The organism is Streptomyces sp. CB02980, from assembly GCF_014451325.2.
Lineage (GTDB): Bacteria > Actinomycetota > Actinomycetes > Streptomycetales > Streptomycetaceae > Streptomyces.
In genome coordinates this window covers 290,756-301,761 of sequence record NZ_JACSCH020000001.1, presented here as the reverse complement: position 1 = coordinate 301,761, position 11,006 = coordinate 290,756, and the positions used below count along the sequence as shown (strand labels likewise).

General features: G+C 69.5%; 11 protein-coding genes and 4 pseudogenes. 7 read left to right on the top strand and 8 right to left on the bottom strand.

Translation table 11 applies throughout. From position 1 onward, the window contains the following. Positions 1 to 107 precede the first annotated feature (107 nt). Positions 108 to 440, top strand: coding sequence for a hypothetical protein (locus E0F75_RS01525; RefSeq protein ID WP_229312424.1), 333 nt, complete (start codon positions 108 to 110; stop codon positions 438 to 440). Positions 441 to 618: 178 nt separating this feature from the next. Here the strand turns inward: E0F75_RS01525 and E0F75_RS01520 are convergent, their stop codons facing one another. Further along, complete coding sequence (locus E0F75_RS01520; protein WP_187620573.1) at positions 619 to 1,392, bottom strand: glycosyltransferase family 2 protein; 774 nt, start codon at positions 1,390 to 1,392, stop codon at positions 619 to 621. Between the two features lie 382 nt (positions 1,393 to 1,774). On the opposite strand from E0F75_RS01520, the gene E0F75_RS01515 reads away from it, so the two are divergent. Together E0F75_RS01515 and E0F75_RS01510 are read left to right on the top strand one after the other, a co-directional pair. Further along, positions 1,775 to 2,833 (top strand): phosphotransferase family protein, encoded by a 1,059-nt coding sequence (locus E0F75_RS01515; protein ID WP_187620572.1) that lies wholly within the window; start codon positions 1,775 to 1,777, stop codon positions 2,831 to 2,833. A 151-nt stretch (positions 2,834 to 2,984) separates the two neighbouring features. After that, entirely contained in the window at positions 2,985 to 3,497 is a 513-nt protein-coding gene (locus E0F75_RS01510) for a hypothetical protein (RefSeq protein ID WP_187620571.1), read from the top strand. Positions 3,498 to 4,297: 800 nt separating this feature from the next. On the opposite strand, the gene E0F75_RS01505 is transcribed toward E0F75_RS01510, so the two are convergent. Further along, positions 4,298 to 5,029, bottom strand: a complete 732-nt coding sequence (locus E0F75_RS01505) for an ATP-grasp domain-containing protein (RefSeq protein ID WP_187620570.1) — start codon at positions 5,027 to 5,029, stop codon at positions 4,298 to 4,300. Positions 5,030 to 5,492: 463 nt separating this feature from the next. On the opposite strand from E0F75_RS01505, the gene E0F75_RS01500 reads away from it, so the two are divergent. Continuing rightward, positions 5,493 to 6,149 (top strand): hypothetical protein, encoded by a 657-nt coding sequence (locus E0F75_RS01500; RefSeq protein WP_229312423.1) that lies wholly within the window; start codon positions 5,493 to 5,495, stop codon positions 6,147 to 6,149. On the opposite strand, the gene E0F75_RS01495 is transcribed toward E0F75_RS01500, so the two are convergent. Then, positions 6,131 to 7,024, bottom strand: a complete 894-nt coding sequence (locus tag E0F75_RS01495; protein ID WP_187620569.1) for an alpha/beta fold hydrolase — start codon at positions 7,022 to 7,024, stop codon at positions 6,131 to 6,133. The two genes, E0F75_RS01500 and E0F75_RS01495, sit on opposite strands and share 19 nt — an antisense overlap. 117 nt (positions 7,025 to 7,141) lie before the next feature. Between E0F75_RS01495 and E0F75_RS01490 the strand changes: the two genes are divergently transcribed. Next, complete coding sequence (locus tag E0F75_RS01490; protein ID WP_187620568.1) at positions 7,142 to 7,693, top strand: DinB family protein; 552 nt, start codon at positions 7,142 to 7,144, stop codon at positions 7,691 to 7,693. 41 nt (positions 7,694 to 7,734) lie between these two features. On the opposite strand, the pseudogene E0F75_RS01485 reads toward E0F75_RS01490, so the two are convergent. Further along, a pseudogene (locus E0F75_RS01485) lies at positions 7,735 to 7,999 on the bottom strand (transposase); the annotation flags it as partial. Between the two features lie 168 nt (positions 8,000 to 8,167). Between E0F75_RS01485 and E0F75_RS01480 the strand changes: the two are divergent. Continuing rightward, the gene (locus E0F75_RS01480) at positions 8,168 to 8,563 is read left to right on the top strand and encodes a hypothetical protein (protein ID WP_229312422.1); all 396 of its coding nucleotides are present in this window, start codon (positions 8,168 to 8,170) and stop codon (positions 8,561 to 8,563) included. Between the two features lie 40 nt (positions 8,564 to 8,603). Here the strand turns inward: E0F75_RS01480 and E0F75_RS01475 are convergent. Both E0F75_RS01475 and E0F75_RS01470 read right to left on the bottom strand, forming a co-directional pair. Beyond that, positions 8,604 to 8,802 (bottom strand): annotated as a pseudogene (locus E0F75_RS01475) (IS5/IS1182 family transposase); the annotation flags it as partial. A gap of 1 nt (position 8,803) precedes the next feature. Beyond that, positions 8,804 to 8,978, bottom strand: a pseudogene (locus E0F75_RS01470) (IS5/IS1182 family transposase); the annotation flags it as partial. A 138-nt stretch (positions 8,979 to 9,116) separates the two neighbouring features. Here E0F75_RS01470 and E0F75_RS01465 point away from each other — a divergent pair. After that, positions 9,117 to 9,575: a hypothetical protein gene (locus tag E0F75_RS01465; RefSeq protein WP_187620567.1), complete on the top strand. Its 459-nt coding sequence runs from the start codon at positions 9,117 to 9,119 to the stop codon at positions 9,573 to 9,575. A gap of 57 nt (positions 9,576 to 9,632) precedes the next feature. Here E0F75_RS01465 and E0F75_RS01460 read toward each other — a convergent pair. Further along, positions 9,633 to 10,015 (bottom strand): annotated as a pseudogene (locus E0F75_RS01460) (IS5/IS1182 family transposase); the annotation flags it as partial. Between the two features lie 387 nt (positions 10,016 to 10,402). After that, positions 10,403 to 10,987 (bottom strand): hypothetical protein, encoded by a 585-nt coding sequence (locus tag E0F75_RS01455; RefSeq protein WP_194479899.1) that lies wholly within the window; start codon positions 10,985 to 10,987, stop codon positions 10,403 to 10,405. Positions 10,988 to 11,006: the final 19 nt, after the last annotated feature.

Genomic DNA, 11,006 nt, shown 5'->3' with positions numbered 1-11,006 from the left:
CCCGTTGCGGAAGCGGATCTTTCTCTACGGTGATCACGGTGTGGCGCGAGGGGATAGCGCGAGGGGATATGCAGACCGGTGACGATCGCGAGGGGATATGCAGACCGGTGACGAAGCAAGAGCCGAAGGCGTGGTACGGCGTCAGAACCTTCTATCGATGGCTGACCTGGGAGGACCGCCCCTACGAGGAGCGCGTCGTCGTGTTCCGGGCACGGTCACTCGACGATGCCATCGAACGGGCCGAGCGGGAGTCGGCCGAGTATGCACGGGAGGGTGACTTCGAAGTCCTCGACATGGTGCAGGCATACCGGATCTCCGACGGCGACGAGGAGGTGGGCGTGGGTACGGAGGTGTTCTCCCAACTGCACGCGCTCGACGTCCCAGCGGACGAGTTTCTCGACCGTTACGACTCAGGACCGGCACACACCGAGATCGGGTGAGTGATGTCGTCCACGCCGCTCGGGCCGGGGGCGGGGCGAGGCCGGCTGCCGCGGCCCGTTGTTCCCTCAGCAGGCCGCGAAGCCGATCCCCGTACAGCAGAAGTGGACACCGAGCTCCGCCGGCATCCTCGACGTCTCGCCGCTTCCGCTTCCGCTTCCGCGCACGTGCGCGAGCTCGTCAGATCCGCGAGTTGCGCAGCGACTGCCACACAGCACCGGTCAGCGCCCGCGTCGCCCGGGGGACCGACAGCCCTTCGTGCCGGCGGTACAGCTCCCAGTTGTACGGGACCAGCGACAGCTTGTTGGAGGACAGCGAACCCGCCTGATGGGCCCTGTACACCGCAAGCGGCTCCGTGAGGCCCCGGGCGTCTGCGCCGTCCCGCATGATCGACAGCCACAGGGCGTAGTCCTGCCGCTTCCGCATCTCCGGCATCAGCCGTGTGCCGAGGGCATTGCGGTCGTACATGGCGGTCAGAGCGCCGATGTAGTCCCGCACCAGCATCGCGCGGTAGTCCACGTGTTCCCGTGCGCGGACCACCCGCCCGTTCGGGGTGAAGTCGACGCTCTCGCCGTCGTAGTCGGCGGCCATCTTGTAATACGAGGTGAACGTCAACGGCGCGTCGCCCGCAGCGGCGAACTCGATCTGCCGCTCGGTCTTCTCCGGAAGCCACAGGTCGTCGCTGTCGAGAAAGGCGACGTAGTCCCCCCGGGCCCGCTCGATGGCGAGGTTGCGTGCCCGGCCGGCACCGCCCTGGACCTGTGCCGACTCCGGCTTGACGCGCTCGTCCTGCCGGGCGAACTCCATGAGCAGGTCCAAGGAGTCATCGGAAGACCTGTCGTCGGTGACCAGCAGCTCCAGGTCGCTGTGGGTCTGCGAGAGCACCGACCTAACCGATGCACCGAGCGTCGCTGCCGAGTTGTACACGGGCATGACGACGGACACCAAGGGCACAGCGCTTCTCCTTGCTCGGTCAAACATGACGTTCCATTCAAGCACTGGAATCGTAGTGGGGGATGCCATGCATGGTGTTGTCGCTGGTCAGAGCGACGAGGTACTGCGTCTGTGCGCGCACCTGCGGAATGAGGGGCGCTGCCTGAGCCCGTGCAGAGGATCAGTGTGTCTCCCCACCGTGCGGGGCGGGGGCAGGGCCGCCCTCCCCCTCTCGTGACGCGGGGTTGGTCGGTTCGAACCCGACGGCGGTTCACGGGCGAAGACCTCCGCCCGATCATGGTCGGGGTCGTTGGCATCTGCTTCTGGAACCAGCCCCCGAGCATGACTCGGCGAGGCCAGGGCACTGGCTCGCGCGTGCGAAGCGAGGGCTACGCTCGTCGACATGCTGAACCGTGTTCCGTTCGATGAAACGCTGCTCTCCACTGTGGGTACCCCCAAGGAGGCCGAACTCCTTGACAGCAGTCCGCGGTCACGGGTGTGGCGGGTGCGGCTGGCCGACCGGCGCCTGGTGATCGTCAAGCAGATCACCGACGACGGGGACAGCGGCGCCGACGCGAGCACGCGCTTCGCGCGGGAGGTCGCCGGGCTGGGACTGGCGGGGCGGGCCTCCGGGCGCGCCGTGGCCCCCGCGGTGCTTGCCACGGACCTGCCCTCGCGGGTGATGGTCCTCGAGCACCTGGACGACCTCGGCAAGACGGACGACTGGATGCCGGGGTACGCCGAGTCGCTCGCCCGGCTGCACGCCCTGACCGGGCCCGCCGACGCGGGCGCACTACCGGTCTGGTCGGGGCCCACGGCCGCAGACGCGGAGTCCTTCCTCGCCCTGGCCAGGGCGCTCGACGTGCCCATACCGTCCACGGTTCCCGATGAACTCGCAGGTCTTCTGGAGCGGTTGGACCCCACTCCGCACCATGCGCTGCTGCACGGCGACCCCTGCCCCGGCAACGATCTGCGCACTGCCGACGGCGTCCGCTTCGTCGACTTCGAGCGGGCCTCGCTCGGCAACGGCCTGATCGAACTCGCCTATTTCCGAATCGGCTTCCCCACCTGCTGGTGTGCCATGTCGGTCACCGCGGCCCCGCTCACGGAGGTCGAGGACGTCTACCGGTCCACCTGGCGCGGCCTCACTGGAAAGGACGTGCCGGGTGACCTCGCCGACGCGTGTGCAGGCTGGCTGATCCAGGGAGACGCCCTCGTCGAGCGGGCCCATCGCGGGACGGTCGACCAGCTCGCCCGGGTGCCCGCCGAGGACTTCGAGTGGGGCAACGCCTCCGCCCGTGAGCGGCTTGTCCACCGCCTGGGCGTGGTCGCCGACATGACCCGCGACCACGATCACCTGCACGCCGTCGGCCGCCTCAGCTCCGCCCTGGCCGACCGCATGCTCGTACGCTGGTCGAAACTGCGCCCGCTGCCCACGTCCGACGCCCGTCCTTGGTACTAAGAGGTGTCGTCAAGGTGCCATGCTCACATCAGGAGCGCGGGTCACGGCTGCTGGTAGGACTGGGCCGTGCCTGCTCCGGAGCCGGCACGGATGACTCTCTTGTCCGGCGGTCCCTCCGCCTTCCGCCCCGGCCTTCACCCTGGAGCTGGCTTTGTCCCTGCGGGCAGGCACCACCCGCCCGATATCCCTGCTCTTGTCGACCGCGCTCGCGGCCGCGACGCTCACCGGCTGCGCGTTGCTGGAACTCGCCAGGGACTGCGAGGGGACTGACGACCGGGTGAAGGAGATGGCGGCGCTCGACATCCTCGACTCCCGGCCCGACCGGGCCGCCGTCGCCCGGGGGTTCGAGCAGGTGGACGCCGGCTGCTGGGCGGACAGCGGCGACGTCGTGGTGTATGCCGACCGGACCTACACCTTCCCCGGTACACAGGCCGACGTGGCCGCGCACTACCGGACGGCCGCGGTACGGGACGGATGGGTTCCGGACCCCGAAGCCTTGCCCGGCAACGTGTGCTTCACCAGGGAGGACATGGCCCTGTGGATCGTCTTCCTCACCGCCGAGCGCCTTGCGGAGGACGGTCACGGAAGCCGCCCCGACCTCACCACCGGGGCCGGCTACTCGGTCAGCATCGACTCGTACGGTGGCGCCGAGGCGAGTTGCTAGGTTCTGCCGTCTATGTGACGTGGCGGGACGTACCCGAGCGGTACAGCGGCAGTCGCGCATCGTCGCAGCCGCGCGCCCGGCACGTGATCGCCTCCTGCTGAGCGTTCTCCTCGCGAGCGGCCTGCGGATCGGCGAAGCCTGGGGGCTGCGGCGGCCGCGCACTGGCCGCGGCTGCCGCACGGCAGACGTGTGAAGTGCAGCAGGATGGCTGACAACCCGCCCGGAGTGCGCTGTGGGCCCCTTTGACGGACGATGAGACCAGAGCCCGCCCGGGAAGCCGTCGCACGTTGCACCGGGCGGGCGCATCCACTCAGACGCGTCAGGACCGCCGTCCCGCTGTAGAGAGGGCGACCGATCGCTTCGCCCCACTCCGTGAACCGGTCCTCCTCGCCCCAGGCCAGTTCGGGGTCCAGCTCGCTCCAGCTGGTCCTCGGCGCCCCCACCGCGGGGGATCGGGAGCTGCACAGGCATTGCGCTGTCCTACTGACAGTCAGTCGACACTGAGCCCTTGGCAGCGCGGCTTCCTGCCGGACGGCGACGCAGGCGGGAACGGCCAGGTGCAGCCTGTGCAGACCAGGGGGCAGAAGGTGCTGTCTCCGGTGGGTCGGTCACTGACACGGGACTCGTGAGCGCAGGGCGCAGCGGGTCCTGGCCGGTGAGGAGCCGGCGTCGGCTCCGATGCAGGCATCTTCCTCCAACTACGGTCTGGCCAAGTCCCGGTCGGTGAGGGCGCGGGGGAACCGGCTCGGGCGGGCCGTGCCGGACGCCGAGGGATCGGGATCCCGCGAGGTCGGAGAGGTTCAGTGCCGCACGAACGGCAGATCCGCCGGTTTCACGTCCTCGCGCGGCCCGGCTGCCCGCAGCACCACGTCCAGCACCCGCGCCGGCTCGGCGGCGTACGCGTGGGAGAACCACGCCATATTCGCTTCCACCACGGCCCACCGATGGCCTGGGCGGTATGTGTCGAGCACCTGTCCGACGTCCACAACGACGGCGCTCGGCAGGGCGGACCCGGCTGCAGCGACCAGGCGGTCGACGAACTCGTCGATCTCCGCGGCGATGGGCCCGTGCCTGTCGAGCGGGTGTGGGTCGAGCCGGCCGAACACCGCGTACCGACTGCCCGTGGCGATCTGTCCGTCAAGCAGGAACAGCCGGTACTCGGCAGCGAAGGTCACCACCTCAGAGAGCAGCACCGGCGTCGCCGGGTCCAGACCGGCGGGCAGCCGGGAGCCGTCTGCGTAGACGTCCGCCGGGAAGGACTTGTCCCGCGGCGGTTTGACGAACGTCGGCCGCTCGATCGCCCATGCATCCAGGACGGTTGCCGCACGGACCTCCCGCCCGGTGAACTCTTCCGGAAGCTCGGCAAGCCAGTCATCCGCCGGTTCGAGCAAGGCGAACCCGAGCTGGTCGGCCAACCGTGCGGCTGCTACCGGCCCCCCGTACCAGTACGTGGGTCCCGCCGCCGCGGAGGCCTCCTCCGCGGCCAGGACCACCATCCCCCGCCCCGCCGCCTCAACGGCCAACAGCTCCATCGTCGACGTCCGCCGCCCAGGCATGACAAGCAAGGGAACCCTCCTCCGCGACGTGCAAAGCCGCCAGGCTAGACCCACCCCGTCCCCGGCCGCCTTCGGTTTACCGCGGCAGGACTACGCCCTTCGGTTCACCGCGGCAGGACTGCGGTCGGCCTCGGCGCGCGATTCGGGTGACACCGGCTCTGGGCCGACGGGCGACGATCCCGATGAGCTGGACACTCATTCCACGGGAATGGGACTCGTACCCCTTCGGGATGTCGTGCGGGGCCGGCTGCACTGGTCGGCGAGGGAATGTGCCGGGCTGGCGCCCTAGTCGGCCGCGCCCCGGTTCGGGCACCATGAGCCGGTTGAGGCCCCTTGGTCGTACGCGCGGCTGGGGGACCGTTGTTCGAGAACCGGGGGAGTGGCCGTGGGCAGGTTCAGGCGGGGTGGGCCGACCATCGAGGCGGACGCTCAACGGCGGGTGCGACGCAGCCCGTTGCTCTTCACGGTGCCGATCGTGCTGCTCGTCCTGCTGTCGGCGGTGCTCGGCTGGGAGGCCGTCCGGGCCAACATGACGGCGGCGGCCCGGGCCGAATGGCCGTGGCGGCTGCAGCTGCTCGACATGGAGCCGCTCGGCAGCCTCCTCGCGGTCGCGGCCGGTGCGGTCCTCGCCAGGGCCCAGTACGCCCGTACCGTACGGCCGGCGTTGGGCTGGCGCGCCGACTGGACGACCGGGCACCTGCGGGGCGGCGTACCCGAATGGCAGGTCGGGCTGCTCAACGGAGGCTCGCACACCGTGGTGGTCGAGGCCTACGAGTGCCGGGCCGTCCTGCGCGGTGAGGACCCGCAGCACGCCGCCCCGTGGACCGACGTCCAGGGCGTGGCGGAGGTGCTGACCGGGGCCGGGCTCACCGTCGGGGAGGACTTCCAGCTGGTCACCATGGGGAGATTCCCGCTGGTGGGCACCGGCTCCTACGAGACGACGATGCTCGGTGCCTTCTCCCAGCGTTTCGTCGACGAGGTCGAGGCGCTCCACATCAGGGTCCGTGTCAGCGATGTCGTCGGGGACAGCCACGAGCGGATCCTCGACGCGTTGAAGGGCGCTCGCTCGACCTCGTATCAGCGCCCGACGCCCTGACCGTCCAGCCAGCGCAGCACGTCGGGCAGCGCCAACTGGGCGGCGAAGTGACCGGCGTCCGGTACGAGGACGGGCTCGGCGCCGGGGATCCGTCCGGCCAACCAACGGGTGTGCGCCACGGGCGAGAAGGCGTCGTCGAGGCCGTGCCACAGCAGCACGGGCGAAGCGACGGAGGAGACGTCGAAGCCCCACGGGCGGACGAAGGCCAGGCAGTCGTCGAGCCAGCCGTGGTGCGAGACCCGCAGGGCCTCCTGGTAGGTGCGCAGCAGTACCGCGCGTACCCGGGGGTCCTCGACGACCGGCAGGTCGCGGGGGGAGAGGTCGGCACGCAGGTCGTCGAGGAGGCGTACCGGGTCCCGCCGGATGGCGACGGCCCGGGCGGCCAGGTCCCGTTCGAGCCCACCGGGGTCCCGCCCGTCCACATGGGCGTGGGCCAGACCGTACTCGCGCACGTTGAACGGGGTCATGCCCGCGTACCAGTCCAGACCGGCCGCGTCCGGCGGAGCGAGCCCGACCAGTACGGCGGCCGCCCGGACCCGATCCGGCAGCAGCGCCGCGCACGCGAGCGCGTGCGGACCCCCGCCGGACCGGCCGACCACCGCGAACCGCTCGACGCCGAAGGCATCGGCGACGGCCGCCGCATCCCGGGCCGCGTCGGCGACCCGGCGGCCCGGGGCGCGCCGCGACTCCCCGTAGCCGGGACGGTCGTAGGCGAGGAACCGGAAGCCGGGGTGCTGCTCGGCGAGCCCGGGCAGCAGGGTGCCGAGACGGGTACCGGGCGTCCCGTGGAGGAGAAGCACCGGGGTACCCGAAGGATTGCCCCATTCCTCGGCCACCAGAAGCCGCCCGTCGTCGGTGCGTACAGGGTGTCCCATGAGAGGGAGCCTAGGCCGGGACGGCGGTGATGCGCATCGCCGACTGCAAAGACAGGGACAGCGACGGTGCCCGCCCGCCGGCCGCACTGTCAGCTCCGTTCGCTAGGGTCTGCGGCCATGACTGAGACCACAGCAGAAGCCTGGCCGGAACCCCCACTCGCAGGCACCGAGGCAGCAGCCGTCCTCGGCGCCCTCGAACGCCAGCGGGCTACGCTGGCCTGGAAGTGCTCCGGCCTGGACGCCGCCGGACTTCGCGCCACACTCGGCACGTCCACGATCACTTTGGGCGGCCTGCTCAAGCACCTGGCGCACGTGGAGGACAGTCATTTCGCCCGGCTGTGGCTAGGCTCCCCCGTCGGTGCTCCCTGGGACACAGTCGACTGGGAGAGCACTCCCGACTGGGACTACCGCTCCGCCGCCGGGGACACCCCGGAGCGACTGCTCGCTCTCTGGCAGGAATCGGTCGCCCGCTCCCGTGCCCTCGTTGACGAGGCGCTCAGCACGGGCGGGCTGGACCAGCTCGGCGCCTACACGACCCGTAGCGGCGAACGCCCCAACCTCCGTCGGATTCTCCTCGACCTCGTTGAGGAGTACGCCCGCCACGCCGGTCACGCCGACCTCATCCGGGAATCCGTCGACGGGCTCACAGGCGAGGACCCGCCGAGGTGAACCGCTGCCGTGCCGTTGGCGGTTGGTCCGTTGGCCCGTTACTCCTTCGGTTCGGGGATGGTGTGCTTGATCTGGCGTCTTCGCAGGTAGCGGCGGAAGCGGCGTGAGCCGTGCGCCTTGTCGCCACGGACGCGATCCGGCAGGGTGCGCGGATGGCCGCCCTGCGGACGGGGAGCGCGGATGCGTTCAAGGAAGTTCCCGCCACGGTATGCCTGTTCCGACCCGGAACAAGATCCTGTTGATCACTCTGCGGTGATCGTTCCACCGTCCGCCACGCCGTCCCGACGCCGGCACGTGTGCCTCCAGCCGGACCTACTCGGCATGCGTCAGATCACCCCGCCCCACGCCGGGAACAACGAGCCGACAATCCGACCGTCACATGATCCGCCGGACAGTGCCCCGGGCCTGTCCGATGAATCATGTGAGCTGCTCAAGGCCGTGGCTTAGTGTCTGCTACGGAACGAAGGGGGGCGCATGTCACGTGACACGGCCGAAGCAGAGGCGGGGATGAAGGGGATCACGTTCCCTGCCTGGCACGGAAAGCACTACGTGACCCTGGCTGAACTTCTGGTCCGCCTCGGCAGTTTCGGACTGGACCTGACGTGGCGCGTCGAATTCGACGGGATCGTCGATCCACGCTGTGTCGAGATGGAGAGAAGGTCTGCCGACGCCGGCATGGACACCTTGACACTGTTGTCGCTGACGACCCCCTTCCTCCAGTTGATCGACGCCGAGGCACGTGGGTTCGCCGGGGACAAGCTGATGGTCGTCCTGACCGAATTCGACAGCTCGTTGTGGGACGTCAGGGCTGTCGACGAGCGTGTACTCAGCGAACTTCGCCACCACTATCCGGGGGCAACGGACCTCTGAACGGGGTGTGTCACGCCGGGCGGAGCGATAGGCGGATCCGGATGGCGTGCTTGATCTGGCGCCTGCGCAGTCGACGCCGGTCGCTGCGTGGCGAGTACGCCTTATCCATTGCCCCTGACACGGTCGGCTCGCGTCTGCGGTCGTCCGCCTGCCTGCCAGCCTGCCTGCCGCGGCACGTGGATCTCTTCTAACACGGGAATCTTCTGCGGTGCCTCTCTCCCTCCGGCGGGCGTGATCACAACCCGAGTCGCTGGCAGTGTTGCGGTTTTCGGCCAGGGGCTGGCCGACCACGACGACCACTCGGGTGTCGGCGTCGATGACGACCTGGTGGTTGGTGGAGTACCGGTGGTTCTTCGACCGCTCGGCGGTGTTGTGGTCGCGGGGTGGGGACCAGGGTGCCGTCCACGATGAGCACGGTGCCTTGGGGAACCGCGTTGGTCCGTAGCGTTCTGGCACGTGATCCACCTGCCGTCCGGCGCCCGGAAACGGCGTGGCCGACACGCCCGCACATGGCTACTCTGACGCCCCTGGGAGCCGGAGGAGGCACGGGACGGTGAAGCGCAAGACACCCCAAGAGAAGAAGCGGCTGAGCTACGTCAAAGACCATCGGAACAATTACGGCGAGAACGACAAGAGCTCACGCAAGAACATCCGTCGAAACAAGCGGTTTCCCAACAGTGCCAACCGGCGTCACGCACAGACCGCGCTGACGGCACTCCTGGGCTCACCCGACGATGTCCGCGCCGACGCTGTCGAGGAACGCATGAACGGCCGCCGCCCGAAACGCTGGCAGAAGTTCCCCGACGCCCCGCTGGGTGCCATCGTCGACGGCGCCCTCCAGCACCGCGCGATGAAGGGCGCCACCGAGGCCGAAAGTGCTGCTGCCCGCCTGCGCAGCGTCCGCAGTCGATTCGACTGGATGGCCCCCTCCGACAACCCGCTTCTGCCACCCTTCATGGTGCGCAGAGTCCGCTCATCGCTCTCCGAAGACGATGAGACGGGCTGCGCATGACGCCGGCCTCGAAGGGCCACGGCTCATCACAGTCGACGGTGTGCCTTGAACGTCGTTTCACTTCGTGAGTCGTCGGTAGTTGATGAGGCTGGCGGCGATGGCTGTGAAGGCGAGGAGGTGTTCCGGCTTGCGTTCATGGCGTCGGTGGAGCCGACGGCGACCGGCGAGCCAGGACATGGTCCGTTCGATGACCCATCGGTGGCGTCCGAGCCGGCCGGAGGTCTCGATGCCACGGCGGCCGATCGTGGCGTGATGTCGCGGGAGCGGAGCCAATGCCGCAGGTGAGGGTAGTCGCAGCCCTGGTCACCGTGGAGTTTGTCGGGCCTTCTGCGGCGGGGACCGCGGCGGCTATGGATCGGTGGTATCGACGCGGCGAGCGGCTTCAGCGCGAGACCCGGCGGGAGAGCCGAGACCGACGGTCCGTCAAACCGCGGCCCTCCAGGAACTGCACATGCGCGTCGGGGGAGTCAAGCGGAGCCCGAACCGCCCGGAGGTGCAGTGAAGGGCACGGCCATGAAGGGGTGAAATGCCTCGGGGCCTACGCAGAACTGGCAGTGGTCCAGCGCGTCCGGCCGTGGTTCATCAGCTGAGCCTTACAAGACTCCGCTGCAGCCGGCCGTCGATGAGTAGGCTCTCGATCTCGGGCCCGACCTCGCTGTGGCCAGCGCGGTCGCCACTGCCCTGCGCAGGATGTACTGGGCTTCCCCTGGCCTGCATGGGCGAGACCTTCCGACCGGCCACCGGCCCACCGGCCGCCGGCCATCAACGGCGTTCGGCCGGTGCGCGGTGCCCACGTCGGCGGGCTCCGGTGTCCAGCAAGCCTGGTGTCAGCTGGCAGGAGCCTGGTAGAGGCCTCGGCCGGCGCGGGCGGCCCGAGAGGTGGCGACGAGCCGGTCGAGTGTGCTGCGGACGGTGTTGATGGCGCTCGTGGAGGAGTCACGGCCGAGTGCCTTCGCGACGTCACGTGCACGCATGGGGCTGTCCGGCGATTGCGTCAGGACGGCGGCCACTTGCTCGGTGAGGCCGCCGGATCCCTGGGTCTCAGAAGGAGTCTCCTGTGTTGCGGCAGTGACGCGGGGCTTCTTGGCCGAGGGACGTTCCTTACGCCCGCGAGGCTGAGGCGCGGCTTTCCGCTGACGGGTGGAGCGCGACGTGGTGGCCTTGCGAGGTGCGGGGACCGATCCGGATTCGTCGGGCGTCACCGTTTCGGAAGCCTCAACTGCAGCTTCGCTTTCCGCCGTAGCCGGTTCCGGCTCCGTCTCCTGTACGACGCGCGGTGCCGGCGTGTCGGCCAGGGCCAGCAAAGCCGTCAATGCCGCGCGGACCGAGAGCACACGTTCGGAAACCGCAGCCAGCTCTTTCTCGAGATCCTGCTGGAGCTGCTCCAGCTGAGGAAGTTCTTTCTGGAGCACGGAAGTTGTCGTGTCGATG

Bases quoted from the DNA above. Each gene is read 5' to 3' on its own strand.
- E0F75_RS01480 (WP_229312422.1), top strand. From the start codon at position 8,168: ATGTCACGTGACACGGCCGAAGCAGAGGCGGGGATGAAGGGGATCACG.
- E0F75_RS01495 (WP_187620569.1), bottom strand. From the start codon at position 7,024: ATGGGACACCCTGTACGCACCGACGACGGGCGGCTTCTGGTGGCCGAG.
- E0F75_RS01505 (WP_187620570.1), bottom strand. From the start codon at position 5,029: ATGGAGCTGTTGGCCGTTGAGGCGGCGGGGCGGGGGATGGTGGTCCTG.
- E0F75_RS01490 (WP_187620568.1), top strand. From the start codon at position 7,142: ATGACTGAGACCACAGCAGAAGCCTGGCCGGAACCCCCACTCGCAGGC.
- E0F75_RS01515 (WP_187620572.1), top strand. From the start codon at position 1,775: ATGCTGAACCGTGTTCCGTTCGATGAAACGCTGCTCTCCACTGTGGGT.